At 67.1% G+C, this 26,229-nt stretch carries 26 protein-coding genes; 18 read left to right on the top strand and 8 right to left on the bottom strand.

What is annotated here, in order from left to right:
* Nucleotides 1–210 precede the first annotated feature (210 nt).
* From ACWDTF_RS06180 to ACWDTF_RS06160, 5 genes are all read left to right on the top strand, one after another.
* Complete coding sequence (locus ACWDTF_RS06180) at nucleotides 211–459, top strand: helix-turn-helix domain-containing protein (RefSeq protein ID WP_240859530.1); 249 nt, start codon at nucleotides 211–213, stop codon at nucleotides 457–459.
* 191 nt (nucleotides 460–650) lie between these two features.
* A complete protein-coding gene (locus ACWDTF_RS06175) occupies nucleotides 651–752 on the top strand; it encodes a 30S ribosomal protein bS22 (protein ID WP_003402602.1) in 102 nt (33 codons plus the stop codon).
* Nucleotides 753–944: 192 nt separating this feature from the next.
* Nucleotides 945–1,997: an NAD-dependent epimerase/dehydratase family protein gene (locus ACWDTF_RS06170; protein WP_240859532.1), complete on the top strand. Its 1,053-nt coding sequence runs from the start codon at nucleotides 945–947 to the stop codon at nucleotides 1,995–1,997.
* A 264-nt stretch (nucleotides 1,998–2,261) separates the two neighbouring features.
* On the top strand, nucleotides 2,262–3,434 hold the full coding sequence (locus ACWDTF_RS06165; RefSeq protein ID WP_355273539.1) for a lysophospholipid acyltransferase family protein: 1,173 nt from the start codon (nucleotides 2,262–2,264) through the stop codon (nucleotides 3,432–3,434).
* A 77-nt stretch (nucleotides 3,435–3,511) separates the two neighbouring features.
* On the top strand, nucleotides 3,512–4,675 hold the full coding sequence (locus tag ACWDTF_RS06160) for a zinc-binding dehydrogenase (RefSeq protein ID WP_240859536.1): 1,164 nt from the start codon (nucleotides 3,512–3,514) through the stop codon (nucleotides 4,673–4,675).
* Here ACWDTF_RS06160 and ACWDTF_RS06155 read toward each other — a convergent pair whose 3' ends face one another.
* A complete protein-coding gene (locus tag ACWDTF_RS06155) occupies nucleotides 4,676–5,734 on the bottom strand; it encodes an HAD family hydrolase (protein WP_240859703.1) in 1,059 nt (352 codons plus the stop codon). It lies immediately after the preceding gene.
* A 209-nt stretch (nucleotides 5,735–5,943) separates the two neighbouring features.
* On the opposite strand from ACWDTF_RS06155, the gene ACWDTF_RS06150 reads away from it, so the two are divergent.
* The 6 genes from ACWDTF_RS06150 (at nucleotide 5,944) to hemB (ending at nucleotide 12,213) form a co-directional block, all read left to right on the top strand.
* Nucleotides 5,944–6,207, top strand: a complete 264-nt coding sequence (locus tag ACWDTF_RS06150; protein WP_240859538.1) for a glutaredoxin family protein — start codon at nucleotides 5,944–5,946, stop codon at nucleotides 6,205–6,207.
* Nucleotides 6,208–6,288: 81 nt separating this feature from the next.
* A complete protein-coding gene (locus ACWDTF_RS06145; protein WP_433259406.1) occupies nucleotides 6,289–7,026 on the top strand; it encodes a redox-sensing transcriptional repressor Rex in 738 nt (245 codons plus the stop codon).
* Entirely contained in the window at nucleotides 7,023–8,402 is a 1,380-nt protein-coding gene (locus tag ACWDTF_RS06140; protein WP_449754122.1) for a glutamyl-tRNA reductase, read from the top strand. The genes ACWDTF_RS06145 and ACWDTF_RS06140 overlap by 4 nt, the downstream gene beginning before the upstream one ends.
* Nucleotides 8,399–9,343, top strand: coding sequence for a hydroxymethylbilane synthase (gene hemC / locus ACWDTF_RS06135; protein WP_355280112.1), 945 nt, complete (start codon nucleotides 8,399–8,401; stop codon nucleotides 9,341–9,343). Before ACWDTF_RS06140 ends, hemC begins: the two co-directional genes overlap by 4 nt.
* Nucleotides 9,344–9,393: 50 nt before the next feature.
* Entirely contained in the window at nucleotides 9,394–11,118 is a 1,725-nt protein-coding gene (locus ACWDTF_RS06130; RefSeq protein ID WP_240859547.1) for a bifunctional uroporphyrinogen-III C-methyltransferase/uroporphyrinogen-III synthase, read from the top strand.
* Nucleotides 11,119–11,235: 117 nt separating this feature from the next.
* Nucleotides 11,236–12,213 carry a porphobilinogen synthase gene (gene hemB / locus ACWDTF_RS06125; RefSeq protein ID WP_449754121.1) on the top strand — a complete coding sequence of 326 codons (978 nt, stop codon included), beginning with the start codon at nucleotides 11,236–11,238 and terminating at the stop codon, nucleotides 12,211–12,213.
* A gap of 168 nt (nucleotides 12,214–12,381) precedes the next feature.
* Here hemB and ACWDTF_RS06120 read toward each other — a convergent pair whose 3' ends face one another.
* The gene (locus tag ACWDTF_RS06120; protein ID WP_240859551.1) at nucleotides 12,382–12,861 is read right to left on the bottom strand and encodes a hypothetical protein; all 480 of its coding nucleotides are present in this window, start codon (nucleotides 12,859–12,861) and stop codon (nucleotides 12,382–12,384) included.
* A gap of 181 nt (nucleotides 12,862–13,042) precedes the next feature.
* On the opposite strand from ACWDTF_RS06120, the gene ACWDTF_RS06115 reads away from it, so the two are divergent.
* The 3 genes from ACWDTF_RS06115 to ACWDTF_RS06105 are packed head-to-tail and all read left to right on the top strand — an operon-like array spanning nucleotide 13,043 to nucleotide 14,839.
* The gene (locus ACWDTF_RS06115; RefSeq protein WP_240859553.1) at nucleotides 13,043–13,870 is read left to right on the top strand and encodes a hypothetical protein; all 828 of its coding nucleotides are present in this window, start codon (nucleotides 13,043–13,045) and stop codon (nucleotides 13,868–13,870) included.
* Nucleotides 13,857–14,306, top strand: a complete 450-nt coding sequence (locus ACWDTF_RS06110) for a hypothetical protein (RefSeq protein WP_240859555.1) — start codon at nucleotides 13,857–13,859, stop codon at nucleotides 14,304–14,306. The genes ACWDTF_RS06115 and ACWDTF_RS06110 overlap by 14 nt, the downstream gene beginning before the upstream one ends.
* Nucleotides 14,303–14,839 (top strand): EbsA family protein, encoded by a 537-nt coding sequence (locus ACWDTF_RS06105; protein WP_240859558.1) that lies wholly within the window; start codon nucleotides 14,303–14,305, stop codon nucleotides 14,837–14,839. Before ACWDTF_RS06110 ends, ACWDTF_RS06105 begins: the two co-directional genes overlap by 4 nt.
* Nucleotides 14,840–14,939: 100 nt before the next feature.
* Here ACWDTF_RS06105 and ACWDTF_RS06100 read toward each other — a convergent pair whose 3' ends face one another.
* Entirely contained in the window at nucleotides 14,940–16,958 is a 2,019-nt protein-coding gene (locus tag ACWDTF_RS06100; protein ID WP_374247255.1) for an acyl-CoA dehydrogenase family protein, read from the bottom strand.
* Between the two features lie 47 nt (nucleotides 16,959–17,005).
* Nucleotides 17,006–17,854: a response regulator transcription factor gene (locus ACWDTF_RS06095; protein ID WP_355278409.1), complete on the bottom strand. Its 849-nt coding sequence runs from the start codon at nucleotides 17,852–17,854 to the stop codon at nucleotides 17,006–17,008.
* A gap of 115 nt (nucleotides 17,855–17,969) precedes the next feature.
* Between ACWDTF_RS06095 and ACWDTF_RS06090 the strand changes: the two genes are divergently transcribed.
* Nucleotides 17,970–19,658, top strand: a complete 1,689-nt coding sequence (locus ACWDTF_RS06090) for an AMP-binding protein (protein ID WP_240859564.1) — start codon at nucleotides 17,970–17,972, stop codon at nucleotides 19,656–19,658.
* A 14-nt stretch (nucleotides 19,659–19,672) separates the two neighbouring features.
* Here ACWDTF_RS06090 and ACWDTF_RS06085 read toward each other — a convergent pair whose 3' ends face one another.
* Complete coding sequence (locus ACWDTF_RS06085; RefSeq protein WP_449754120.1) at nucleotides 19,673–20,773, bottom strand: hypothetical protein; 1,101 nt, start codon at nucleotides 20,771–20,773, stop codon at nucleotides 19,673–19,675.
* A 166-nt stretch (nucleotides 20,774–20,939) separates the two neighbouring features.
* On the opposite strand from ACWDTF_RS06085, the gene ACWDTF_RS06080 reads away from it, so the two are divergent.
* Both ACWDTF_RS06080 and ACWDTF_RS06075 read left to right on the top strand, forming a co-directional pair.
* A complete protein-coding gene (locus ACWDTF_RS06080; protein WP_240859568.1) occupies nucleotides 20,940–21,641 on the top strand; it encodes a TetR family transcriptional regulator in 702 nt (233 codons plus the stop codon).
* Between the two features lie 86 nt (nucleotides 21,642–21,727).
* Entirely contained in the window at nucleotides 21,728–22,891 is a 1,164-nt protein-coding gene (locus ACWDTF_RS06075; RefSeq protein ID WP_240859570.1) for an acyl-CoA dehydrogenase, read from the top strand.
* A 37-nt stretch (nucleotides 22,892–22,928) separates the two neighbouring features.
* On the opposite strand, the gene ACWDTF_RS06070 is transcribed toward ACWDTF_RS06075, so the two are convergent.
* Entirely contained in the window at nucleotides 22,929–23,489 is a 561-nt protein-coding gene (locus ACWDTF_RS06070; RefSeq protein WP_449754119.1) for a hypothetical protein, read from the bottom strand.
* Here ACWDTF_RS06070 and ACWDTF_RS06065 point away from each other — a divergent pair.
* Nucleotides 23,482–23,625 (top strand): hypothetical protein, encoded by a 144-nt coding sequence (locus tag ACWDTF_RS06065; RefSeq protein ID WP_449754118.1) that lies wholly within the window; start codon nucleotides 23,482–23,484, stop codon nucleotides 23,623–23,625. The genes ACWDTF_RS06070 and ACWDTF_RS06065 overlap by 8 nt on opposite strands.
* 428 nt (nucleotides 23,626–24,053) lie before the next feature.
* Here ACWDTF_RS06065 and ACWDTF_RS06060 read toward each other — a convergent pair whose 3' ends face one another.
* Complete coding sequence (locus tag ACWDTF_RS06060; RefSeq protein WP_355278418.1) at nucleotides 24,054–24,638, bottom strand: YdcF family protein; 585 nt, start codon at nucleotides 24,636–24,638, stop codon at nucleotides 24,054–24,056.
* Nucleotides 24,639–24,713: 75 nt separating this feature from the next.
* A complete protein-coding gene (locus ACWDTF_RS06055; RefSeq protein WP_355278420.1) occupies nucleotides 24,714–26,207 on the bottom strand; it encodes an NAD-dependent succinate-semialdehyde dehydrogenase in 1,494 nt (497 codons plus the stop codon).
* Nucleotides 26,208–26,229: the final 22 nt, after the last annotated feature.

Genomic DNA, 26,229 nt, shown 5'->3' with positions numbered 1-26,229 from the left:
CGCGTGTCCCGACACTCCGAGAATTGTGGTCGACGAGCGGTTAAACCCCAGGATGTTGTGTCGATATGAGATTGACGCAGGATTTCCTGGCAACTCACGTCGCTTTTTTCACATCTGCCACGCTAAGCTCCTCTAAGCACGTGCGTGTCTGATGTCCGCCGGAGGGGAAGCCGGCGGCCGCGACGCGTGCACCGGAGGTATGAGTGATTCATGGCACCTGCAGACACTCCTGGTGACAGGACAGTAGGAAACAGCGGCAGCTCCGTTGGCAACGCGGCGTCGGGGTCGCAGTTCCTCACGGTCGCCGAGGTCGCATCGCTGATGCGGGTCTCCAAAATGACCGTCTACCGGCTCGTGCACAACGGAGAGCTCCCCGCGGTACGCGTGGGTCGCTCCTTCCGTGTGCATGCGAAGGCCGTGCACGACTATCTGGAGACGTCGTACTTCGACGCCGGATAGTGGTGTGGCTCGGTCCTGACCCGGATTTTTCGATAGCGGGACTCGCCCGGTAGGCTTGACGTTTGGTACCTGGTCGAAGACCACTGGATCAGGTGGTCGAAGACCACCGATCGGCCGTTGACGCTTCGGTGAGTCGGCTGCTGACCAGGATCGAGCACACACAACAGCATCAATCGTGAGGAAGCACCCCGATGGGTTCAGTGATCAAGAAGCGCCGCAAGCGCATGTCGAAGAAGAAGCACCGCAAGCTGCTGCGCAGGACCCGGGTGCAGCGCCGCAAACTCGGTAAGTAGGCGCACTCGTCCAAAGGACCCGCTACGGCGGGTCCTTTGTCGTATCGGTGCCGCGTCGGCCTGCGGAAATCTGTACCTGGGAGACCGGCCAGGTGCACAGTGCGTTTCGTCGGGCTGGGGGGTACAGATAACCGACGGGGTGCGACGTCGACTCGCACGGCGCCCACCAGGCCACGCCCGCTAGCCTGAGGTATGCCCGAGCACACCCCGCAACCCCCGCGGACCGTCCTGGTCACCGGTGCGTCGACCTTTCTGGGCGGCTACCTGGTGGCTCGCCTGGCGGCCAATCCGGAGATCGAGCGTGTACTGGCCGTCGATTCCCGGGTGCCGCGCAAGGATCTCCTGCGTCGCATGGGACGCGCCGAATTCCTGCGCCTCGACATCCGGCGGCCGGCCATCGCCAAGGCGCTCGCCAGCTACGACGTCGACACCGTGGTCCATGCCGCGACGTCGATCATGGACAACGCTCCACATTCGGCGGCGATCAAGGAGTTCAACGTCGTCGGCGCCATGCAGGTGTGTGCGGCGTGTCAGCGCACACCGTCGGTGAAGCGGCTCGTGCTGCGCTCGACGGCGATGGTGTACGGCGCGAGCGGGCGAGATCCGTCACACTTCGCCGAGGAGACACCGGCACGCCGGGAGCCCACTCGCGGCTACGGTCGTGACCTACTTGACGTTGAGGGTTATGTTCGCGGACTCGGCCGACGCCGACCCGACATCGACATCACCATCGTGCGCCCGCAGGCGATGCTGGGGCCGCGCATCAACACGCGGATGGGGTCGTATCTGTCGCTGCCGGTGGTGCCGACGGTCATCGGTTATCAGCCGCGTCTGCAGTTCCTCCACGAGGAGGATGCCCTCGCGGCGATGGAGCATGTGACGTTGGCGGGCAAGGTCGGGACGTTCAACGTCTCCGGCGACGGAGTCGTCACGCTGACCCAGGCGATCCGACGCGTCGGGCACATCGAATTGCCTGTTCCGAGCGGTCTTCTGGCACCGATCACCGGTGTTTTCCAAGACCTGCGATCGGCCCGGCTGCGCAGCTCGCAAACCGAGTTCCTGACCTACGGCCGGGTGCTCGACACCACGCGGATGCGCACCGAACTCGGCTTCGTGCCGCGGTACACCACGCTGGACACCCTCGACGATTTCATCGACCGCGGGGGAGTGACACCGGTGATCTCGACCGACGCCTGGCGCGGTCTGGAGCGTCGCGTCATCAACTTCGCACATCAACTTCAGTGAAGTGTGAGTTGTCGTTGCTCGCACATCTCGGCGGGGACGTGCGCAACGTCACTGCAACCTCTAAGCTTGGACGTCAGACTCACACTGCTCGTGGTTACGATGGGTCAATCGTCTCATTGAAATCGCCGACTACGGCGATGGTGAGACTTGTATCGGTCGGGTTCCGGGCACATGCCGCCTCATCGTTGTGGTGTCGGGGTCGATGGATCGAAGGCATGAGCGGCATGGTCACGAACGACACGGTTACGACGAGACAGGGACGGGGTGAGCATCTTGGGTAGTGGTGGCGCGACCGACGCCCGCACGGCCAAGGTCATCCAGCTCTATGCCACACCCGGGGGTGCAGACGCGGCCGGGCGCCGCGGCTCCCGCGACCAGGGACGCCGCCGACATCCGAGTCAACAGTCGGGCACCAAATCCTCAGGAGCGCAACGAGGTTCGTCGGAGGGTCACCCCAACACCGACGGCTTCCGCCAACCACCGGCACAGGTGATGCCCATCAACGACGAGATCTCGCTGCCCGACGAGGCGCTCGGCGTCGAACATCGCGGTCCGTCGAAGTCGTCGCCGCTGTTCAGCCTTGGTGGCATCCGGGGTGCGGTGGCCGACTCGCTGACCGCCACCGCGGGCTTCATCCGCGAGCGGATGGCCGGCGAGTACGAGGTCGACGAGTTCGGGTTCGACCCGCACTTCACCGAGGCCGTCTGGTTCCCGGCGGTGCGCCAGGTGTACGACAAGTGGTTCCGCGTCGAGGTGACCGGCATCGAGAACCTGCCGGTCGAAGGCGGTGCGCTGCTGGTCGCCAACCATGCCGGCACGTTGCCGATCGACGCGATGATGACGTCGCTCGCGGTCCGCGACAACCATCCCACCGGTCGCTACCTGCGGTTGCTGGCCGCCGACATGGCGTTCGAGGCACCGGCGATCAGCGAGGTCGCGCGCAAGGTCGGCGCCACCGTGGCCTGCAACAACGACGCCGACCGACTGCTGCGCGCAGGCGAGCTCACCGCCGTCTGGCCGGAGGGCTACAAGGGCATCGGCAAGCTGTACAAGGACCGCTACAAGCTGCAGCGGTTCGGTCGGGGCGGGTTCGTGACGACGGCGCTGCGCAACGCCGCACCGATCATCCCGGTGTCGATCGTCGGCTCGGAGGAGATCTATCCGATGCTCGCCGACCTCAAGCCGCTCGCCAAGATCCTCGGGCTCCCGTACTTTCCGATCACGCCGATTTTTCCGCTGCTCGGCCCGCTGGGCATGGTGCCGCTGCCGTCGAAGTGGCACATCCACTTCGGCCGGCCGATCGAGACCGGCAGCTATGACGAATCCTCCGCGGACGATCCGATGGTGGTCTTCGACCTCACCGACCACGTCCGCGAAGAGATCCAGCAGACCCTGTTCCGGATGCTCAGTCGCCGCGGGAGTGTCTACCTCGGCTGACCCGAGCTTGCGTTGACCGTGCGTCGTAAATCGTTGACTGGGTACTGCGGCGGTGCGCGGATGGCAGGATTCACAGCATGCGAGCTGTGGTGTGTCGTGCGGGGGAACTGACGGTCGACGAACTGCCCACGCCGGTGCCCGGTCGGGGTGAGGTGCTGCTGCGGGTCACGCGGGCGGGGATCTGCGGTTCCGACCTCCATGCCCGCCATCACTGCGACGCCACTGCCGACGTCACGGCCGAGGTCGGCTACGACGCCTTCATGCGATCGGATCAGGCTGTCGTGATGGGCCACGAGTTCGCCGGGGAGGTCGTCTCCTACGGCGAGGGCTGCCGCAAACGCTGGAAGCCGGGCACCGCCGTGGTGTCGGTGCCGATGATCAAGCACGGCGACGCTCCGCACCTCACCGGATTGTCGGCGTCCGCGCAGGGCGCCTACGCCGACTTCGTCCTGGCCTCCGAGGACATGACGATGCCGGTGCCCGACGGCGTATCCGCCGAGCGGGCCGCGCTGACCGAACCGATGGCCGTCGCCTACCACGCCGTTCGACGCAGCGAGATCGGCAAGCGCGACGTCGCGGTGGTGGTGGGCTGCGGACCGATCGGACTCGCCGTCATCGCGATGCTGAAAGCGGCGGACGTGCGCACCGTGGTCGCCAGCGATCCGTCCGACGGTCGTCGGGCGCTGGCCCGACGCGTCGGCGCCGACATCGTCGTCGACCCCGCCGTCGACTCCCCATGGGACAAGGCCGCCGAACAGGGCGGCTACATCACCACCGCCGGCGATCTCCTCGGTGCGGCGTTCGCGGGCATGCGGACGCTGCGTCGTATCCCGGTGGTGCCGTGGGCGTCGATGTTCCGGATGGCCGATCGCCTCGGCGCCACACCCAAGGGGCCGGTCGTGTTCGAGTGCGTCGGCACCCCCGGGATCATCGAGCACGTGGTGTCCTCGGCGCCGTTCCGGTCGCGCATCGTGGTGGTCGGGGTGTGCATGGAACCCGACACCTTCCGTCCGGCGATGGCGATCAACAAGGAACTCGAGATGCGGTTCGTCTTCGCCTACGACCCCGCCGAGTTCCACCACACGCTGAGCATGATCGCCGACGGGACCCTCGACGTGGGACCGCTGATCACCGCGACCGTCGGCCTCGACGGTGTGTCCGCCGCGTTCGACGCCCTCGGGTCGGCCGAACATCACGCCAAGGTGCTCATCGACCCGACCAGTGAGGTGTCGGCGCTGTGACTAACGCTGCCGGATGACGCGCACGGCCGCCGCCGCCCCGGCGCTCGCTGCTCCGATCGCGAGTGCCGAACCGACCCCGTATTTCGCGGCCTTGCGGGCGGTGCGGAAGTCGTACATCTCCCAGCCGCGAACCTTCGCTACGTCGCGCAGGTCGGCGTCGGGGTTGATCGCGACCGCCGTCCCGACGAGCGACAGCATCGGCACGTCGTTGTGCGAATCGGAGTAGGCGGTGCATCGCTTGAGGTTGAGTCCCTCTCGGATTGCCAACGCGCGCACAGCATGTGCCTTGCCGGGGCCGTGCAGGATGTCGCCGACGAGGCGGCCGGTGAACGTTCCGTCGACACTCTCGGCCACGGTACCGAGTGCGCCGGTGAGGCCGAGGTGGTCGGCGATGGTCTGCGCGAGTTCCACCGGGGTGGCGGTCACCAGCCAAACCTGTTGTCCCGCATCGAGATGTCGCTGCGCGAGGGCGCGGGTGCCCGGCCAGATCTTGTCGGCGATGTACTCGTCGTAGATCTCCTCGCCGAGCGCGGCGAGCTCTGCCGTCGGGCGTCCGGCGATGAACGACAACGCCTTCTCGCGGCCCTCGGCGACGTCGTTCGCGTTCTCCTTGCCGGTGATGCGGAATTTGGCCTGGGTCCAGGCGAAGTCGAGAATGTCGCTGTAGGAGAAGTACTTTCGGGCCGCGAGCCCGCGGGCGAAGTGCACGATCGAGGCACCCTGGACCAGCGTGTTGTCGACGTCGAAGAATGCGGCCGCGGTGAGGTCGCGGGGCGCCTGCGTGGGGTCGGGGCCGGCCGGCGGGCGGTCGCGGAGCGAGTCGACTGCCGCCTGCGCACTCGCCTCACCGGCGAGGGCTTGACGCAGTTCTTGCGCGGTCTGGCGGAAGCGGCCGGTCGCCGCCGATGCCCGTTCGGAGATCCACGCGGTGACCCGACCGGACTCGTCGTCGTCGATCAGGGTGTGCAGTTCGGCATCCTCGGAGAACTCGTCGTCGGCGCCACTGCTCGCAGCCCAGCCCTCCCAGTCCTCCGGCGACGACGATTCCGGAGTGGGCAATTCGGTCTTCTCGGGCTCGGACGGCGGTGGCGGTGTTCGGCCGTTCTCGACACCGGGTTCCACGCCGCCGGGATCGTCGCGCACAACCGACCTCCTTGCCTGACACTGCCTGACGCTGGTGTGGCTCCCACAGTAGTGTGCCCCGCGTCGAGCAGCCGTCAGCGTGCCCAGATCCCGGTCGGTGGGCCGCGAGTGCGACGATGAGATTCATGACGCTCGAACTGCTCACCCGCGCCGGTTGCTCGGCCTGCGTGACCGCGCGCGCCGACCTCGAGCGGGTCTGCGCCGACCTCGGACTCTCCTACACCGAGGTCGACGTCGACACCGCGGCCGAGCAGGGCAATCGCGAGCTGCGCGCGGAGTACGGCGACCGGCTCCCCGTGGTCCTGCTCGACGGCGTCGAACACAGTTACTGGGAGGTCGACGAACAGCGTCTGCGCGCCGATCTCGCAACCGGTAGGGGCAGAATGTGAACCTCTTCACAAGAGGTATAGGCTGACCCTCACCGAGTGGCCGCCACGACCGACCGGCCCGAGATCTTCGAAGCGAGGTGGGTGAGCGTGAGGCGGAGTGACGCATCCGACGACGCGCACCCACCCCCGGCCATCGACACCACCGACATTCCCGCGCCCGCAGTGGCCCGTCTGGCCGCATATCTGCATGTTCTGCGGTCCTTCAGTGAGCGGGGCGTTCTCGTCGCCTCCAGCGGCGAACTGGCGCGTGCGGCGGGGGTCAATTCGTCCATCCTGCGTAAGGACCTGTCGCACGTCGGCGCGAACGGGGTACGTGGCGTCGGTTACGACGTCGGTCGGCTGACCGCCCGCATCTCCATGGCGCTGCACACCGACAGCGTGCACACCGTCGCGCTCGCCGGTGCCGGGCGCCTCGGACACGCACTGCTCGCGCACACCGGCTTCGGTCGTGGGTTCCGCGTCGCGGCACTCTTCGACGACGACCCGCGCCTGCTCGGCACCGCGCTGGTTGCCGGCGGCCCGCGCATCGCGCCGCTCGCCGACATCGAGAGCGTCTGCGGCGCGTCCGACAGCCCTCCGATCGAGGTCGCCGTGGTCGCGACCGCCGACGCCGACGCCCAGCGCACCTTCGACGCCTTCGCGGCGGTCGGCGTCCGGCAGATCCTCAACGTGACCCCGGTGAGCCTGTCGTTGACCGAGTCCGGGGACTCAGATGTCGTCATCCGACAGGTTGATCTAGCCTTGGAACTACAGGTGCTGGCTTTTCAGGCGGGGCGGCGCCAGGCAAGTGTGATGGGTGAAGAGACGGTGACAGCGTGAGTGTTCTGTTGTTCGGGGTGTCGCATCGCAGTGCGCCGGTAGAGGTGCTCGAGCGGCTGGCAGTCTCCGATCACGACCGACCCAAGCTGGTCGACGACCTGTTGTCCTCCCGTGCGATTTCCGAGGCGATGCTGGTCTCGACGTGCAACCGGGTGGAGATCTACGCCGTCGTCGACGCCTTCCACCCCGCGCTCGAAGCGGTCGGTGCCGTACTCGGCGACCACTCCGGCATGACGATCAACGAGATGACCCGGCACGCCTATGTGCGGTACTCCGAGGCCGCCGTCGAGCATCTCTTCACCGTTGCCGCCGGGCTCGATTCGATGGTCGTCGGCGAGCAGCAGATCCTCGGCCAGATCCGCAACGCGTACCTGAACGCCGACGCCAACAAGTCGGCCGGCCGTGTCCTGCACGAGCTCGCGCAGCAGGCGCTGCGGGTCGGCAAGCGCGTGCACACCGAGACCGGTATCGACCGTGCCGGTGCGTCGGTGGTGTCGGTCGCGCTGCACCGTGCCAAGGCCGTCGGGGCACAGATGCGCCGTGCCGTGGTGGTCGGAGCGGGCGCGATGGGTGGTCTGGCGACCGCTCAGCTCGCCCGAGAAGGCGTCACCGACCTCGTCGTGGTCAACCGGACCGTCGACAACGCGGAGCACCTGGCGGGCAACGTGAGGGCCAACCACGGCGTCTCCGTGCGCGGCGTCGGGCTCGACCAGCTGCCGTCGGTGATGGCGACCGCCGACGTCGTGGTCACCTGCACCGGTTCGATCGGCGCGGTCGTGAGCGTGGGCGAGGTCCATTCGGCGCTGGCCACCCGGACATCGAAGTCGCCGCTGGTGATCTGCGACCTCGGGCTCCCGCGCAACGTCGACCCCGCCGCGGCCCGACTGCCCGGCGTGCACATCGTCGACATCGAGGGCCTGCGCGGCGACTCCGAGACCCAGGCCGCCGAGAACGACACCCTGGCCGCCCGCGGGATCGTCGCCGCCGAACTGGCCGACTACCTGACCCACCAGCGCCAGGCCGAGGTCACCCCGACCGTCGCCGCCCTGCGTCAGCGTGCGGCCGACGTCGTGGAGGCCGAGATCCTGCGCCTCGAGACTCGGCTACCCGAGCTCGACGACCCGCAGCGCGACGAGGTCGCCAAGACGGTGCGCCGCGTCGTCGACAAGCTGCTGCACGCCCCGACGGTTCGGGTCAAGCAACTCGCGTCGACCCCCAACGGCGACCACTACGCCGAGGCCCTGCGCGAACTCTTCGAGCTGAAGCCGGGCGCGGCCGAGGCGGTGTCGGCGCCCGACCACCTCGCATCCGACCAGCTCGGCGACTTCTCGTCCGACCCGATCGGAGATCGCCCCATCAACCAGGCAGATAAGTGAGCGAAACGCTCCCGACCCCGATTCGCATCGGCACCCGGGGTTCGCTGCTGGCCACCACCCAGTCACAGACCATCGCCGACGCCCTGACCGCCGCCGGACACCCCGCCGAACTGGTGATCATCCGGACGGCCGGTGACGAATCCGCTGCGCCGGTCGCCGAGATCGGGGTCGGGGTGTTCACCACCGCCATCCGCACTGCGTTGCACAAACACGAGGTCGACGTTGCGGTGCACTCCTACAAGGATCTGCCCACCGCACCCGAGGACGGCCTGGTCATCGCGGCCATCCCGCCCCGCGAAGATCCCAGAGATGCGCTGGTCAGCAGGGATAATCTGGTCCTCGGCGCACTCCCACCCGGGTCGACGGTCGGGACCTCGGCCCCGCGACGGGCGGCGCAGCTTAGAGCATTGGGTCTCGGTTTGGAAATCCGCCCCCTACGAGGCAACCTAGATTCTCGGTTGGGCAAAGTCGCCAGTGGCGAACTCGATGCAGTCGTGGTCGCTCGCGCCGGTCTCGTCCGTATCGGACGTGCCGACGAGGTCACCGAGTCGTTTGATCCGGTGGTCTTGCTACCGGCTCCGGCGCAGGGTGCTTTGGCTGTGGAGTGCCGCTCCGACGATGCCCAACTGGTGAGAGTACTCGCCGAGTTGGACGACGAGTCCACCCGTGCGGCGATCGACGCCGAGCGGGCTGTGCTTGCGGCTCTGGAAGCCGGATGCACCGCCCCGATCGGAGCGATTGCCGAGGTGGTGGAGTCGATCGACGACGACGGGCGCATCTTCGCCGAACTGTCGCTTCGTGCGGCGGTGGCGGCCGAGGACGGATCCGATGTGATCCGGGCTTCGGTGGTGGGACCGGTCGATCGTGCGGCTCAACTCGGTGCGGATCTCGCCGCCGAACTGCTGGAACTGGGAGCGGGCGACCTCGTCGACTCTCCCTAGTTCCAGAAGGAACTGCAGCCCTCGAGGCGAGGGCAGGAGAGTGCGAACGCATGAGCCGTACGACAACCAAGGCACATCCGGGACGAATTTTGCCTGCGCCGGGAGCGAAGCGAGCGGGCAGAATCCTCTTCGTGGGGTCGGGCCCCGGGGATCCCGAGCTGCTCACTGTGCGGGCGCGGACCGTCATAGCGAACGCGACGACGGCCTACATCGACCCGGACGTTCCCGCCGCGGTGGTGAACCTGATCGGCAGCGCACACCGCGAGGAGCCGGCCGCCGACAACCGTCGGGCCAAGTCTCCGCTCCCTGAGGTGCGAGCGGAGCGAGCCTCGAAGGGCGCCGATAGCACCGACACGGAGAACAGCACCGCGCCGGTCGACAGCGACGAGACCACCGACGACGCGGATGCGATCGTCCACCCGGCCCTCGGTGATCCCACCGAGGTCGCCAAGACCCTGGTCGCCGCTGCCAAGGCCGGCGACGACGTGGTCCGTGTGGTCTCCGGCGATCCGCTGACCACCGATTCCGTGCTCACCGAGGTCAACGCCGTCGCCCGCACCTCGATCGCGTTCGAGGTGCTCCCCGGCCTGCCCGCGGCATCCGTGGTGCCCAGCTACGCCGGTATGCCGCTCGGCTCCACCCACACCGAGGCCGACGTGCGCGGCGAGGTCGACTGGGCCGCACTGGCAGCCGCCCCCGGTCCGCTGGTGCTGCACGCGACCTCCGGCCATCTCGCCGAGACCGCGAGCGCGCTGACCGAGCAGGGTCTGGCCGCCCAGACGCCGGTCGCCATCACGATCAACGGCACCACCTGCCAGCAGCGCACCATCGAGGCGACGCTTGCGACGCTCAACGAGCAGGGCAACGCGCTGACCGGTCCGCTGATCCTCACCATCGGCAAGGTCGTCGCCTCGCGCGGCAAGCTGTCGTGGTGGGAGTCGCGGGCGCTCTACGGCTGGACCGTCCTGGTGCCGCGCACCAAGGACCAGGCCGGCGACATGAGTGACCGTCTCGTCAGCCACGGCGCGGTCCCGAAGGAAGTCCCGACCATCGCCGTCGAACCGCCGCGCAGCCCCGCGCAGATGGAAAGGGCCGTCAAGGGTTTGGTCGACGGCCGCTACCAGTGGGTGGTGTTCACCTCCACCAACGCGGTCAAGGCCGTGTGGGAGAAGTTCGCCGAGTTCGGGCTCGACGCCCGGGCGTTCTCCGGCGTCAAGATCGCCTGTGTCGGTGAGGCAACCGCCGAGCGGGTGCGTTCCTTCGGCATCAACCCGGAGCTGGTTCCGTCGGGTGAGCAGAGCTCGCTCGGCCTGCTCGACGAGTTCCCGCCGTACGACGACGTCTTCGACCCGGTGAACCGAATCCTGTTGCCGCGAGCCGACATCGCCACCGAAACCCTCTCCGAAGGCCTGCGTGAACGCGGCTGGGAGATCGACGACGTCACCGCCTACCGCACCGTGCGCGCGGCCCCGCCGCCCGCGCAGACGCGCGAGATGATCAAGACCGGCGGCTTCGACGCGGTGTGCTTCACCTCGAGCTCCACCGTCCGCAACCTGGTCGGTATCGCCGGAAAGCCGCACGCGCGCACCATCGTTGCCTGCATCGGACCCAAGACCGCCGAGACCGCAACCGAATTCGGTCTGCGGGTGGACGTGCAGCCGGAGACGGCGTCGATCCCCGACCTCGTCGACGCACTCGCCGAACACGCCGCGCGTCTGCGTGCCGAAGGCGCACTGCCGCCGCCGCGCAAGAAGTCGCGACGGTCGCGGTCGTAGTAGCCGCTCCCTGAGGTGCGAGGAGCGCTAGCGACGAGACGACCACCGGTCCCTGAGGTGCGAGGAGCGCTAGCGACGAGCCTCGAAGGGCCGGCAACACAACAGCAAGGAGGCGTCATGGCACCGGTGATCCGCCCGCGGCGGTTGCGCACCAGCGCGGCCATGCGTCGACTGGTGGCCGAGACCACCTTGGCGCCAAGGCAACTGGTGTTGCCGATGTTCGTCGCCGACGGCCTCGACGAGCCACGTGAGATCTCGTCGATGCCCGGCGTCGTCCAGCACACCTTCGACTCGCTGCGCAAGGCGGCCGACGAGGCCGTTCGCGCCGGGGTCGGTGGCCTGATGCTCTTCGGGGTGCCCGCGACTGCTGACAAGGACGCCACCGGGACGGGCGCCGACGCCGACGACGGAGTCCTCAACCGCGCGTTGCGCGTCCTCTCCGACGACCTGGGCGACGACACCGTCCTGATGGCCGACACCTGCCTCGACGAGTTCACCGACCACGGGCACTGCGGCGTCGTGGATGCGCGGGGTCGGGTCGACAACGACGCGACCCTGGAACGCTACGTCTCGATGTCGTTGGCGCAGGCGCGAAGTGGTGCGCATCTGCTGGGACCGAGCGGCATGATGGACGGCCAGGTCGGCGCCATCCGCGCCGCGCTCGACGACGCCGGCTTCGCCGACACCGGCATCCTCGCCTATGCGGCCAAGTACGCGTCGGCTTTCTACGGTCCGTTCCGGGAGGCCGTCGGCTCCAGTCTCCAAGGCGATCGTCGGACCTACCAACAGGATTCGGCGAATCGGATCGAGGCCCTGCGCGAGGTGCGGCTCGACCTGGACGAGGGCGCCGACATCGTCATGGTGAAACCGGCGATGAGCTACCTCGACATCGTGCGCGACGTCGCCGAGATCGCCGACGTCCCGGTGGCCGCCTACCAGATCAGCGGCGAGTACTCGATGATCACCGCCGCCGCCGAACGCGGCTGGATCGACCGCGACGCCGCGATCCTCGAGTCACTCACATCGATTCGCCGCGCCGGAGCGTCGATCATCCTCACCTACTGGGCTGCCGAGGTGGCAGCTCGCCTGGGCTGAGCGCAACTTCTTGGGACCGCAACTGAAACGGTCGCCGTGATGTGTCTCCGAGGGCAATATGCCCTCGGTGGCCCCTGAGGAGGACCGTTTTGGACGGCTATCCTCTTCTCGCCGCCGACGACCTTCTTGCTGGCCCATGATCGTCGGCAAGGCCGGCGCCGGCGCCGGTCAGCGCCGTACGAAGGTGAGCAGCGCGCCACCCGCGGCGATCACTAGGCAGCCGACGACCGCGACGTATACGCCTGCCCCCGACGCGGAGATGCCGTCGGGAACCACCGCCAACGACACCAATGCTCCGCTGAGCGCCGACAGGACGGTCACCATCGCGACCGGACGCGTCTCGTCGATCGTCCGCCCGCAGACCAGGCCGACGACGATCGTCACCACCAACACGACCGCCAGCACCGGCAACAGATGCAAGAGACTCAAGTCGACGTCGTACCCGGATTCGCTCGCACCGCCCCACCCGGTGATGGCGACCGACGCGTCGACGTCGGGTCGATACCAGACCAGACCGTAGGAGATGGCGACCAGCAGGGCCCCCGCGGCGGCGACCACAGCACCCGGGGTGCGCCACAGGGGCCGTGCCGATGGGTGGAGAAAGCCGGGCGTGGTTACCTCATCGGACCGACGATCCGTCTGTGTCATGGCCGGTCCCTCGCTCCCTGGTGCTACCCGGATGACCTGGTCGATTGGCCGAGTCAAACACGCGGCGGATCGGCTGTCGACGCGGAGACCGCACCCGGGCGCCAAGACAGACCGAACGAATGACAGTGCGAAGCCGCATCCTCCCAGGTTGCGCACAGGTGCCGTTCATTACCCTGGTGGCATGTCTGCACCGTTCGACCCGACGTCCGGGGGGTCTGCCGGGCCGGGGGACTCCGGTGCGCCGGTTCGTCCGAAGCTGCCCGACTCCATCAAGATCGCGTCCGAATTGTGGATCGTCGTGGTCCTGGGGCAGATCGTCGCGTTCTTCGCCCAGTCCTCGGCACTCGCGAAGTCGATTCGCGACTCGGTGCACGAGGGGTCGGCGGGTGTCCCGGCCGACCAACTCGAATTCATGACGTCGACCGGCTTCATCGTCGCCCTTCTGATCGGGGTGGCCGTGGTGCTCTCCGTGCTGCCGCTCGTCTTTGTCTTCTTCACCCGTCGTGGCCACGGATGGGCGCGGGTGATCGCGTCGGCGATGGGCGTGTACGTCACGGTCGACCTGCTCTTGGCCTTCTTCTCCGACCGCGACCCGGTCTGGTCCATGGTGCCGACGGTGATCAGCGGCGTCGCCGCCATCGGGGCGACGATCCTGTTGATGCGCCCGGAATCGGACAAGTACTGCCGCGCGATGGCCGAGTTCCGCAAACCGCGACCGGTCCTCGGGCCACCGAGTCCGTATCCCTATCCCTATCCGCCGGCCGGGTACTCACCCCAGCCCCCGTACCCACCCCAGTACGGCCCGGGACCTCCGCAACCGCAGGTGCCACCGCAGACACCGCCGTATGGTGACGGAGGACCTGTCACCCGGGACGATCAATCGGCATCCGATCACGACGTGGCCGGCCGCGATAACAGGGCGAGCGAAGCGACGGGGAATTACTCCAGGGCGAGCGAAGCGACGGGGAACCAGACAGACGAAGGACGGCGAGCAAGTGACCAATCCTGATCCGGCACAACGACCCAAACTCGTGGTCTGGGCCTACCGGTGCTGGGTGACCGGCGGTGCGTTGCTGGTTCTGCTCGGTGTCGGTTTCGTCATCCTCGGTGCGGTGTCGTCGATGTCGACGCTGGGACCGGTGGCCGTCGGCGTGCTCGTCGCGATCGTCGGTGTCGCCGACATCCTGATGGGGTCCAAAGCGTTTGTCGGTGATGCGCGTTGGCGGTCGTCGCTGGCCGCGTTGACCCTCGTGGTGGTCGCGATGCTGCTGGTCATCAGCTTCCTCGCGCCGCTTCTCGCGTTCGCACTCCTGGCCGGCATCATTGCGCTGTTCGGGTCGCTGCTCGCGTACCGGCCGGAGTCGGAGTCCTGGTACACCGGCGAGCCGATCCCGGAGCCCGTCAAGAAGAACCTGCAGAAGAAGCCGCGGCGGAAGAGCGCGTGAGCGACGCCGAGCCCGACGATCGGGCCGAGGACGAGAACGAGGACCCGGGGGACGTGCTCTTCTACGAGCCCGGCGGCAGTTGGTGGGTGGTGTCGATCGGCCCGTTGTTGGTGATCGCGGTCCTGGTTCTCGAGATCACCGGACCGGGCAGCGTGCACTGGCCGGTGCTGCTCATCTTCCTGGTGATCCTGGTCGGCTTCTCGATGGTTCAGGTCACCGCCGCCCGACGCCACGTCAGCGTCGAACTCACCGAGACGACACTCCGACAGGGTGCACAAACCATCCGTCTCGACGACATCGCCAAGATCTACCCGCCCAACCACGGCGCGGTGCCCGAGGACTGGGAGAGCGCCCCGGCACTTGGCGAACTGCACGGCGTGCCGCGGCGCCGCAAGGGTGTCGGCGTGAAACTGAAGTCCGGGACGGTGAACCAGGCTTGGGCGCGCAACGTCGATCGCTTTCGCTCCGAACTGAACGATGCGCATACCGCCGTGCGGCTGGGCATTCCGCCCAAGGGGAGTTCCGACGACTGACCCGACGACTTTGGCTGGCTGTCCACTCATCCGTTTGAAGTTGGGTCCGGATTCCGGACCCAACTTCAAGCCGATCGTCCGGCGCCTTGGCGCCGTCGCCTCAGCCGTGCTCGAGCATCGGTGCGGCGAGGAGGCTTTCCGGAATGCCGAAGGCGTCCACCAGGGTTCGGGCGTGTGGTCGGAGTTCCTGGCACAGGGTGTTCACGCCCCGCCGGATCGCCTTGGCCCGCTCCACCGAGATGTGCCGGTGCATGAGGAACCAGCCCATGTCCTCTTCGAGGGCGGAGTAGACGAACAGGTCGCACACCTTGCCGAGGAGCTCAGCCGCCGACCGTGAGTCGCAGTCGTTGATCGCCTCGATAAAGGCCTCGAGCACAACGCGTTCGGTGTGTGCCTGCCCGACCTTCAGCAGATGATCTTGCGCGTTGTTGAACACCTCGAACGCGTCGTTGTCGTCGTCGAGGGCCCTACGCAAACGCTGCGCGCACGTGCGAATGAGGTGATCTTCGCGGTTGCGGAACAACCGGATCTGCGTGCCGCGGTTGGTGAGATTCGACTTCTCGGTGTCCTCGTCGGAACTCTCCAGCAGGGTTTGCACCACCTGCCGGACCGCGGTTTTCTCGACCACCACGTCGCGCGCCATCCCGACCACGAACCGTACCCAGCCGCCCGCCGAAAGTCCCTGCACGTCATCGGAATACGATGACAACAACTCCTTGGCGACGAGCTGCGTCATCACCGTGTTGTCGCCCTCGAACGTGGTGAAAACGTCGATGTCGCCGCGGATGATCGACAGCTGGTTTTCGTCGAGATAGCCCGCTCCACCACAGGCTTCGCGACTGACGTTCACGGCGTTCGACGCATGCCAGGTGGCATACGCCTTCAGCCCGGCGGCGTCGGACTCGAGTTGACGCTGCCGCCCGGCATCCGAATCGTCGGGCGAGTTGCTCTGCACCTCGTGCAACTCGGCCACGATCTCGTTCTGCGCAAACGCGATCGCGTAGGATTTCGCTATGAGCGGCAACAACTTTCGCTGATGGCCGAGGTAGTCCATGACGATGATCTCGTCGGTCTCCTCGGGTGCCTCGAACTGCTTGCGGATCAGGCCGTAGCGCGTCGCCATGGTCAGGGCCTTGCGCCCCGCGGCGCCGGCCGTCGCGGCGACGCTCACGCGTCCGCGGATCAGGGTGCCGAGCATCGTGAAGAAGCGCCGGTTGGGGTTCTCGATCGGCGACGTGTACGTGCCGTCGGCCTCGACATCGGCGTACCGATTGAGCAGATTCTCCGCGGGGATGCGCACGTTGTCGAAGACGATGCGCCCGTTGTCCACACCGGCCAGGCCGCCCTTGTAGCCGCAGTCGCTGGTGGTGATCCCCGGCCGGTCGTTGCCGTCCTCGTCGCGGATCTCGACCACAAAGCAGTGCACGCCTTTGCTTTCCGGCTCCTCACCCGGGCCCGCGGTGATGAGTTGCGCGAACACTGCGGCGTATCGCGCATGCAGGGCGGCGCCGCCGATGTAGTCCTTGCGCGCGGCCGCCTTGGTCGAGTGGATGACGAACTCGCGGGTGTCGCGGTCGTAGGTTGCGGTGGTGTCAAGTGCCTGGACGTTGGAGCCGTGCCCGGTCTCGGTCATGGCGAAGCAGCCGAGAACGTCGAGATCGATGATTCCCTTGACGTAGCGCTCGTGATGCCTTGCGGTGCCCAGGTTTTCGACCGCCCCGCCGAACAGGCCCCATTGCACGCCGGCCTTCACCATCAGCGACAGGTCGGCATAGCCGAGCATCTCGATCGCCGTGATCGACGCGCCGACGTCGCCGGTCCCGCCATGATCCGACGCGAAACCGGCCGACGCGAACCCCTGACCCGACAGTTCCTTCAGTTCTTCGAGCATCCGTGTCCGCGCCTCGTCGAGCGTGCGCGACGGATCGGGGAGCAGATCGGCCCGGTCGGAACGCTCACGCACCATGTCGCGGGTGGACCGCCACCGCCCGTCGAGTGCGTACCGTAGGTTCTCCACCAGTAGGGCGCGTTCGTCGGCCGACAGATCGTCGTCGGGAGAAACCGTGGCTACATCGTTCGGAACGTCGGCGTCGTCGGGTGTGGCGGTTTCGGTAGGCATGCTCATGACCCCACGTTACGTATGGCGTGCCTGCCGCGTGGCAACCTTCAGGGCAGAAGTCCCTGACGTCGTGCTTCGACCACCGCCGCGCGCCGGTTGTGCACGCCGAGCTTCCCCATCAGATTGCGCACGTAGGCCTTGACCGTCTCCGGCGCAAGACCCAGGCGGTCGGCGATCTCACGGTTGGGGCACCCAAGAGACAGGTGCGCCAGAACGTCACGTTCCCGTGCGGACAGTTGGGCGGCGGCGGGATTGGTTTCACCGAGTCCGGCGAGCCGAAGCTCGATCCCGCGCAGCCGCTCGGCGAGGGCGGGGTCGGTGGTCGACTCCGCGATCGACCGCAGCTCCAGATAGCTCTCCACGATGCCCTCGGCGACCGCCGGTGCGACCGTCGGGCCCCGTTGACTCCGATCCTGCTCGATGAGCGCGACGCGGCGGTCGACCTCGTCTCGGATCTCGATCTCCCGCGCCAGCTGCGACGCGGCGTTCACCACGCGGGTGATCGCGGCGTCGCCGATCGGATCCGGGCTGCGCAACCCGCCGTAGAGCAGCGCCCTGGTCCGGCCTGCGACCACGGCCGGGGCGGCGACCAGCGACTGGATGCCTTCGGAGGCCACCTCGACGTCGTACTCGTGGGTGATCTCCGTCGAGTTGGCGTAGTCGACGACGGCGCCGGCACGACGCTCGTCGATGGCACGACCGCCCAGGCCACAGCGTGTGCTGATCACGAGATCGCGCAGGTTGCCCGTGCGGGTCCCGACAAATCCCGACAGGACCAGGTCGCGTCCCCGCACCACCCCACCGAAATGCACCGGAAGTTGCGTCGCCCGTTGTCCGGCCCGCAACGCGGCGCGCATCGCATCTTCGTCGCTGGGCCGCCACACGTCGTCGTGCATGGCGTCACCTCCGTGCCGATCACCCCCATTCGGGGGTAGTGATGCTTCCAGTGTGATCCATACCGTCGGACATGGACAGTTGTGACGGTCAGATCAAGAGCACAGGAGAGCAAGCATGTCGGCCCCTACCACCCAGCCCGCAAACGATGCCGACCGATCGGCTGTGTTCACGACCGGCGACTGGGGACTGGCAAACCGCTCGGAACTGAGTCCGCTGCGCTTCCTCGAACGCTCCGCCGCGGTGTTCGGCGACCGCGAGGCGATCGTCTACGGCGAGCGCACCTACAGCTACGCCGAGTTCGCCGACGAGGTGCAGCGGCTCGCTCGCGTGCTGCGGGCCACGATCGCGCCCGGCGACCGCGTCGCCTACCTGACGCCGAACATCCCCGAGATGCTGATCGCGCACTTCGCCGTGCCGTTGGCCGGTGGGGTGCTCGTCGCGCTGAACTCGCGACTGGCCGGCCCGGAGTTGGTGTACATCCTCAACCATTCCGGGGCCACGGCCCTCTACTTCGACGCCGAGTTCCGCCACACGGTTGCCGCCATCGCCGGTCAGTTGCCGGAGCTCGCCACGGTCATCGAGATCACCGACCCCGAGTTCGGTCCGACGCCGGGCCCCGTCGACGCGTCGGGCATCCCCGGTCTCGTCGCCTACGCGGATCATCTTGCGGCTGCCGACGACCTGGACCCGACACCGCTGCCGTGGACGGTCGGCGACGAGAACACCGTGATCTCGATCAACTACACCTCGGGCACCACCGGAAAACCCAAGGGCGTCATGTACACCCACCGCGGTGCCTACCTCAATTCGTTCGGTGAGACCTTCCACAACCAGTTCACCGGCACCACCCGCTACCTGTGGACGCTGCCGATGTTCCACTGCAACGGCTGGTGTACCCCGTGGGCGGTGACCGCCGCCGCTGGCACCCACATCTGTCTGCGCGCCGTCCGCGCCGACGCCGTGTGGGATGCCATCGACGATCTCGGCGCCACACATATGTGCGGTGCGCCGACCGTGTGCACGACGATCGTCGGATCGCCGCGTGCCCACCGCGTCGACCGGCCGTTGCGCATCACGACGGCCGGGGCGCCGCCGTCGCCGACGGTCATCGGCCATCTCGAGGCGATCGGGATCACCGTCGTCCACGTCTACGGACTGACCGAGGTGTACGGCCCGTACACGATCTGCGAGTACCAGCAGGCGTGGGACGACCTCGCGCCCGACGAGCGGGCCGCCAAACTGTCGCGGCAGGGTGTCGGGATGCTGCAGGCCGAGAATGCGCGCGTCGTCGAACGCGATCGGGTGCCGCTCGTCGATGTTGCGGCCGACGGCGAGACTATGGGCGAGATCGTGCTGCGGGGCAACAACGTGATGGCGGGGTATTTCCAGAATCCGGAGGCCACCGCCGAGGCGTTCGCGGGTGGTTGGTTCCATTCCGGCGATCTCGGCGTCATGCATCCCGACGGCTACATCCAGCTCAAGGACCGTGCCAAGGACATCATCATCTCCGGTGGTGAGAACATCTCGACGGTCGAGGTCGAACAGGCACTGGTGAGCCATGACGCGGTGCTCGACGTCGCCGTCATCGGCGTCCCCGACGAGAAGTGGGGCGAGCGACCGAGAGCGTATGTGCTTGTGCGGCAGGGAGAATCGCTGTCCAAGGACGATCTGATCGCACACGCCCGGCGACTGCTGGCCGGCTACAAGGTTCCGCGCGACATCGTCTTCGCCGAGGATCTGCCACGCACACCCACTGGGAAGGTGCTCAAGTTCGAGCTGCGCCAGGAGGCCACCCAGAGCTGAGTCCGGACAGCGGCTCAGGTGTTGCGGTTCGTTCGTACGTGGTCGACGAAGCCGGGCGGCACCATGTCGGCCGGAATGGTCAGCACTGGTGTGCGGCCGTGACACAGATCGATCGCGGCGCGGGTTTCGCGGATCCTGGTGACGTCGGCGAGCGACACCGACGTCGCCACCGTGCCGTAGGTGGCTTCCACTCGATCGGGTGAGTACCGGACGTACAGTTGTGCCCCCACGGGCATCAGTCGCCGAAGGCGGGCGAACAGTTGCCAATACGAGGTCGCCAGCACACCGACGAAAACGACTGCGCCGATGACCGGAGCGGACACCAGGATTCCCGCGCCTTCGGCATCGTCGATGATCGCCCACGCGACGAGGATCGCCACGGCGACCACGCACAGCACCAGCGACGAACCGGTGAACGTCGCGCGGACGAGGCGCATCGGCAGCCCCCGGTCGGCGACCATCGTCGCCACCGTCGTACCGTCGGCGTCGTTGACGATCCGCGCCGAGCCTGGCCCGTCGACACCGGCGTGTTCGGCACCGGACCCTTGAGCCCCGGCGTCGCCCGGCCGATGAACCGCCCTGATCTCCCGATGCCGTTGCACGATGCCCTCGGCCACCTCGTTTGGGACCAATTCGCGGGGAATGATCAGGACCGGTTGCCCGGCAACGAATGCCACGAGATGGGTTCGGCTCACCCGGATGCGGTCGAGTTCGGACAAGCGCAACCGCGTGTGGATGCCGTCGGCGCCATAACCGATCCAGTCGGCGCCGAACTCCGAGGTGAGCAGCGTGCCGTCGGGAATCAGCGTGCGCACTTGGCGGAGCGTCATCCACCACATCAGGACCAGCATCGGGAGGGTGATGACGCCGCCCACGATGACGCCGAGAACCATGGCCAGCGCCCAGTCGAGCAGGGTGTCGAAACCAGGGGAATTCCCGAGGGCGACGGTGGAAAGACTCAGGATCAAACCCGCCACGACGATGGCCGGAATCAGCCAGCGCGCCCGGCGGGCGACGGTGTGGGTCGCGAGGCGTCGGGCGACCGAACGGTCGGCGATCATCGAGGTCTGGACCCCGCCGTCGGGCAGAATCGAATGGGGATGCGGAACAACCATTTTCGGTGGGCCTCGGCGCACTGGTGAACGCGGCTCGGGACGTGACGAGTCGGCACCCCCGAACCGAACCGCCCGGGTTCGGGCGATACAGCGACTCAGCGTAATGGATGACCGATCTGACCCGTCTTCGACGATGGTCAGGCCGCCGCAGGCAATACTGGGTGACATGGCACCGAGTGACGCGGACTTTCGGACGCTGGTCGTGGCGGAGTCGATTCGGTTGTTCTCCGAGGGCGGCTACGAGTCGACGACGGTCGAGCAGATCGCGGCCGCCGCGGGCATCTCGCGGCGCACGTTCTTTCGGCAGTTCGGGTCCAAGGAAGACGTTATCTTCGCCGATCACGAGGCGCTGTTGACGCAGGTCGACGAGTACCTTGCCGCCGTCGTCGACGATCCGTGGTCGGCCGTGTGCACCGCCGCCGAGCTGGTTTTCGCGCATTTCTCGGGCGATCGGACGCTCGCGCTGCGGCGTCTGCAGGTGGTACAGGAGGTGCCGGCGCTGCGCGATCGCGAGCTCGTTACCACCTACCGCTACCAGCGGTTGTTCGAGGACTTCCTGCGCAACCGCAGGCCCGACGAGCCGCCGGTGCGCGTCGTCGCCTATGTGTCCGCGGTGACCGCGGCCCACAACTACCTGCTCCGACGCATGATCCGCGGCGACGCCGACGCCACCGCCGAACGGCTGCGCAGTGAACTCGCGCGCGTGCGGGCGGCACTCGGTGCCGGTGCGGCCCCGACCGTCGAGACTCCTGCCGACGCGGTGGTCAGCGTCGTCACCTATCCGGCCGGCACCCCCGTCGCCGACATCGCGCGTCGAGTCGCCGAACAACTGGGCGAGGCAGGGCCCGGTAACGGACAATCGGAGTAGGCCACATCAGATTGACATGGCACTGAGTGCCGTGATGAACTGGACTTATCCAACGTTTGGCACGCAGTGCCGTGAGGAGTCGACTCATGGGATTCGGAAATCCTGATTTCAACGTCTTCGAGCTGCCGGAGGAGCACGTCGCGCTGCGCGAGGCTATCCGCGCGCTCTCCGAGAAGGAGATCGAGCCGCACGCCGCCGCTGTCGACGAAGAGGCGCGGTTCCCGCAGGAGGCCCTCGACGCGCTGGTCGCGTCGGGCTTCAACGCGATCCACGTCCCCGACGAGTACGAGGGTCAGGGCGCCGACTCCGTCGCTGCCTGCATCGTCATCGAAGAGGTCGCGCGGGTGTGCGCGTCGTCGTCGTTGATCCCGGCGGTCAACAAGCTCGGGACCATGGGTCTCATCCTGAACGGCTCCGACGAGCTCAAGGCGCAGGTGCTGCCGTCGATCGCGTCGGGCGAGGCGATGGCGTCGTACGCGCTGTCGGAGCGCGAGGCCGGCTCCGACGCCGCGGGCATGAAGACCCGCGCCCGCAAGGACGGCAACAACTGGGTGCTCAACGGCTCCAAGTGCTGGATCACCAACGGCGGCAAGTCATCCTGGTACACCGTCATGGCGGTCACCGACCCGGAGCGCAAGGCCAACGGCATCTCCGCGTTCATGGTGCACAAGGATGATCCCGGCTTCACCGTCGGGCCGCTGGAAAAGAAGCTGGGCATCAAGGGATCTCCGACCGCCGAACTCTACTTCGAGGACTGCACCATCCCCGAGGATCGCATCATCGGCGACGAGGGCACCGGCTTCAAGACCGCGCTGCAGACCCTCGACCACACCCGCCCGACCATCGGCGCGCAGGCCGTCGGCATCGCGCAGGGCGCCCTCGACAAAGCCATCGAATACGTCAAGGACCGCAAGCAGTTCGGCAAGCCGATCAGCACGTTCCAGGGTGTCGAGTTCATGATCGCCGACATGGCGATGAAGGTCGAGGCGGCCCGCCTCATGGTCTACACCTCGGCCGCTCGCGCCGAGCGTGGCGAGAAGAACCTCGGGTTCATCAGCTCGGCGTCGAAGTGCTTCGCCTCCGACGTCGCGATGGAAGTCACCACGGACGCCGTGCAGCTCTTCGGTGGCGCCGGCTACACCCGCGACTTCCCGGTCGAGCGCATGATGCGCGACGCCAAGATCACCCAGATCTACGAGGGCACCAACCAGATCCAGCGCGTCGTCATGTCGCGCGCGTTGCTGCGCTGAGCGTTCGACGCAGAAACCTCACTTCTCGTCAGAAACCTCACCTCTCGTTAGAAACCGTAGTCTCGGAGGCGGTTTCCAGCGAGGGGTGAGGTTTCTCGTTGGTGTCCACGTTCTTCAGCATTGCTGTGATGCGGGCAATCAGCCGTGCGGGCGGATCGACATCCCTCCACTTCCAGTGGATCTGGCGGTAGTTCAACTCGGTGATGGCTTCGGACCTGCCCTTCTCATACAAGAGTCGGTCTCTGCCGTCTTCGCCGTTGTATTTCTTATACCCGTCGCATTCGCCCACAAGACCGTGCTTGCGCCACAGGAAATCGACCCGTGCGATCCACTCACCGAAGATGTTGAACAGATCCACTTGCAGTTCGGGCATCGGCAGGCCGGCGTCGACAAACGTCATGCGGCTCCGTGTTTCCAGAACCGACTCCGCCTTTCCGTTGAGTGAGCCCACGACCCGTCTGGCCGCAGCGACGCCCGACATTCCTTCGAGGAGATCGAGTTCGTCCTCGAGTTCGGTTGTGGTGCAGAGGTCGTTGTGCAACGCGGCGTCGCCGACCGCGATCGCTGCGATCCGGTCGGACGAGCGGGCGATGTCCACGACCACCCGGGCGGGTGAGGACACTGTGATGCCGTCATGGACCACGGTCGATGTAGGGCGACGATCCGAGATGACCTTGACCAGCGACGATGTGCGTGATCGCGGGCGGTTGCTGCGTTCGGTGAACACCACGTGACTGGTATCGAGTCCCCACACCGGCAGTCCGAGGACCGCCGCCGCCGAGACGTCAGCGAGTGCCCGCTCAGTCTTGCCTGAACGGCGGAATACGGCGGAGGCGAGTTCGCGGTGCCGTTGCTCGGGCGTGCCGTCGAGAGCGCTTGTGCAGATGAGGATCCCGGATGCGAGTTGCGTGAGTGTCCCACTGCGAATTGCGGTCCGAATCTCGTGGTCGGCAAAACCCTTCGCCAGGAGTTGGGCGCGTGTGGCTGCGCTGGTGAGAGCATCGATACTGTTCATGCAGGTTTAGACGCACCAGAGTGAGTTTCGGTTGCATGCGGCGTGTCGCGTTTTCAGAAACCGCGTGTCGCGTCAGCCACCTCGCGATCGGCAGCGGTTTCTGACCAGAAATGAGGTTTCTGACCAGAAGTGAGGTTCCGGCGAACCTCAGGCGTACGCCGCCCGAAACTCGATGCGTGCGTGCTGTTTCCGCGCAGCTGCGCGGAAGTCGCCGAGGGCGCGGCCCATGTGGAAGCCGTTGGTGACGATGACCGCACCGTTGGCGCCCATCGCCTTCAGCATGCCGACGGTGTTCGACGCGTTCTGCACGGTGGAGGTCGAACGGCCTTCATTCACCATCTGCCACATGGGAATTCCGCGTCGGATGAGCCCGAGGTTCATGAACTGTGCCTCCGATACCGGCAGCCACCAGGTGTTGCCGCCGGAGACGATCATCCGGTTGAACGGATGCTGTTTGGCCATCCGTGCCGCGACGTTGAGACGACGGTCGAGGATGGCCGGCGTCTGTCCGTAGGTGCCCATCTTGGCGCCGAGTACGACGATGTAGCGCGTGGCGATGCCCTGCCAGAGGAAGATGCTGTTCGGCGTGAGCAGGTCGCTGCTGCCGAGGTCCACGCTCCCGAGATCGGTGCTGACCGGTGCCGCCTTCGCCGGGGCATCGGTGAGTACTCCAGCGCCGGTGACGAGAGCGGTGGAGAGGGCGACTGCGGACACGAGGTTTCGAACACGCATGACGACGAGTGTACGGAAGTTACTGGTGAGGTCAATGTGACCAAAGTGACGATCGGATCAAGGGTCGATAAACCCTCATGTGAGAGCGACGTACTTCACCGAAAGGTACTCTTCGATACCCTCGGAACCGCCTTCGCGTCCGATGCCGGACTGTTTGACGCCGCCGAAAGGTGCTGCCGCGTCGGAGATCACGCCGCGGTTGACACCGACCATCCCGGAGTCGAGTGCCTGCGCGACACGCATGCAGCGGTCGAGTTCGCGGCTGTAGAAGTACGCGGCGAGGCCGTACTCGGTGGAGTTGGCCGCCGCGATCCCGTCGTCCTCGCTCGCGAATGTGCTGATCACCGCGACCGGACCGAAGATCTCACCGCGAGTGACGGGAGCGTAGGGGTCCACCTGGTCGAGAACCGTTGCCGGATAGAAGAATCCGGGGCCATCGGGGCGTTCTCCGCCGGTGCGAACCCGGGCGCCGTCGGCGATCGCTCCCTCGACCGCCTCGGCGACCTTGTCGCGCTGGGAGGCGTTGACGAGCGGTCCGAGCGTGACCCCGTCGACATACCCGGGACCCATGCGCACCGCGGCCATCTTCTCGGTGAGTTTGGTGGTGAACTCGTCGGCGACGCCGGACTGCACGAGAAACCGGTTGGCGGCCGTGCACGCCTCGCCGCCGTTGCGCATCTTGGCCGCGAACGCACCCTCGACCGCTGCGTCGACATCCGCGTCGTCGAACACGAGGAACGGTGCGTTGCCGCCGAGTTCCATCGACGTCCGCTGGATACGTTCGGCAGCCTGCTCCAACAATCCTCGACCAACCGGCGTGGAACCGGTGAAGCTGATCTTGCGGATGCGGTCGTCCTCGATCAGCGCGGTGCTCACGCCGCGACTGTCGCTGGTCGGCAACACCGACAGCACACCCGGCGGAAGGCCCGCCTCCGCGAACGCCTCGGCCAACGCGAGCATGGTCAGCGGCGTCTCGTGCGCGGGTTTGACCAGCATGACGTTGCCCGCGGCCAGCGCCGGCGCGATCTTCCGCGTACCCATCGCCAGCGGAAAATTCCACGGCGTAATGGCCAGACACGGACCGACCGGCGCGTGACTGACCAGAATCCGGCCGTTGCCCGCCGGGGCCTGGGTGAAGCGACCGTTCACCCGGACCGCCTCCTCGGCGAACCAGCGCAAGAATTCGGTGCCGTACTTGGCCTCCGCGGCGCTGTCGGGCAGCGCGCGACCGAGTTCGGCCGTCATGAGCAGCGCGATGTCGTCGGCGCGATCGGTGAGCAGTTCAAAGGTGCGACGCAGGATTTCGCCACGCTCGCGCGGGGCGGTCGCGGCCCAGTCCTGAGCGGCCGCCGCCGCGGCGTCGAGAGCGGCGCGCGCATCCTCGACCCCGGCGTCGGCGACCGACACCAGTGGCTCCTCGGTCGCCGGGTCGTACACCGGGAAGGTCTTGCCCGACGCGGACGGAACCGACTTGCCGCCGATCCACAGGCCGGTGGGGACGCCGTCGAGCACGGCGCCGACGTCGAGAACATCGTTGTTGCTGGTTGCAGAATCACTCGAATCGGCCATGACCCCAGTGTGCCTCCCATCG

This window comes from Gordonia sp. NPDC003422 (assembly GCF_053588675.1).
Note: the sequence above shows the minus strand (reverse complement) of the source record. Positions and strands in the feature narration are given on the sequence as shown.

What these genes read in the sequence shown, in the direction of transcription:
- ACWDTF_RS06085 (WP_449754120.1), bottom strand. Translation starts at nt 20,773, where the DNA reads ATGGTTGTTCCGCATCCCCATTCGATTCTGCCCGACGGCGGGGTCCAG.
- ACWDTF_RS06075 (WP_240859570.1), top strand. Translation starts at nt 21,728, where the DNA reads ATGGGATTCGGAAATCCTGATTTCAACGTCTTCGAGCTGCCGGAGGAG.
- hemB (WP_449754121.1), top strand. Translation starts at nt 11,236, where the DNA reads ATGGCACCGGTGATCCGCCCGCGGCGGTTGCGCACCAGCGCGGCCATG.
- ACWDTF_RS06100 (WP_374247255.1), bottom strand. Translation starts at nt 16,958, where the DNA reads ATGCCTACCGAAACCGCCACACCCGACGACGCCGACGTTCCGAACGAT.
- ACWDTF_RS06120 (WP_240859551.1), bottom strand. Translation starts at nt 12,861, where the DNA reads ATGACACAGACGGATCGTCGGTCCGATGAGGTAACCACGCCCGGCTTT.
- ACWDTF_RS06060 (WP_355278418.1), bottom strand. Translation starts at nt 24,638, where the DNA reads ATGCGTGTTCGAAACCTCGTGTCCGCAGTCGCCCTCTCCACCGCTCTC.
- ACWDTF_RS06160 (WP_240859536.1), top strand. Translation starts at nt 3,512, where the DNA reads ATGCGAGCTGTGGTGTGTCGTGCGGGGGAACTGACGGTCGACGAACTG.
- ACWDTF_RS06175 (WP_003402602.1), top strand. Translation starts at nt 651, where the DNA reads ATGGGTTCAGTGATCAAGAAGCGCCGCAAGCGCATGTCGAAGAAGAAG.
- ACWDTF_RS06180 (WP_240859530.1), top strand. Translation starts at nt 211, where the DNA reads ATGGCACCTGCAGACACTCCTGGTGACAGGACAGTAGGAAACAGCGGC.
- ACWDTF_RS06090 (WP_240859564.1), top strand. Translation starts at nt 17,970, where the DNA reads ATGTCGGCCCCTACCACCCAGCCCGCAAACGATGCCGACCGATCGGCT.
- ACWDTF_RS06095 (WP_355278409.1), bottom strand. Translation starts at nt 17,854, where the DNA reads ATGCACGACGACGTGTGGCGGCCCAGCGACGAAGATGCGATGCGCGCC.
- ACWDTF_RS06150 (WP_240859538.1), top strand. Translation starts at nt 5,944, where the DNA reads ATGACGCTCGAACTGCTCACCCGCGCCGGTTGCTCGGCCTGCGTGACC.
- ACWDTF_RS06130 (WP_240859547.1), top strand. Translation starts at nt 9,394, where the DNA reads ATGAGCCGTACGACAACCAAGGCACATCCGGGACGAATTTTGCCTGCG.
- ACWDTF_RS06065 (WP_449754118.1), top strand. Translation starts at nt 23,482, where the DNA reads ATGTCCACGACCACCCGGGCGGGTGAGGACACTGTGATGCCGTCATGG.
- ACWDTF_RS06115 (WP_240859553.1), top strand. Translation starts at nt 13,043, where the DNA reads ATGTCTGCACCGTTCGACCCGACGTCCGGGGGGTCTGCCGGGCCGGGG.
- ACWDTF_RS06055 (WP_355278420.1), bottom strand. Translation starts at nt 26,207, where the DNA reads ATGGCCGATTCGAGTGATTCTGCAACCAGCAACAACGATGTTCTCGAC.
- ACWDTF_RS06170 (WP_240859532.1), top strand. Translation starts at nt 945, where the DNA reads ATGCCCGAGCACACCCCGCAACCCCCGCGGACCGTCCTGGTCACCGGT.
- ACWDTF_RS06080 (WP_240859568.1), top strand. Translation starts at nt 20,940, where the DNA reads ATGGCACCGAGTGACGCGGACTTTCGGACGCTGGTCGTGGCGGAGTCG.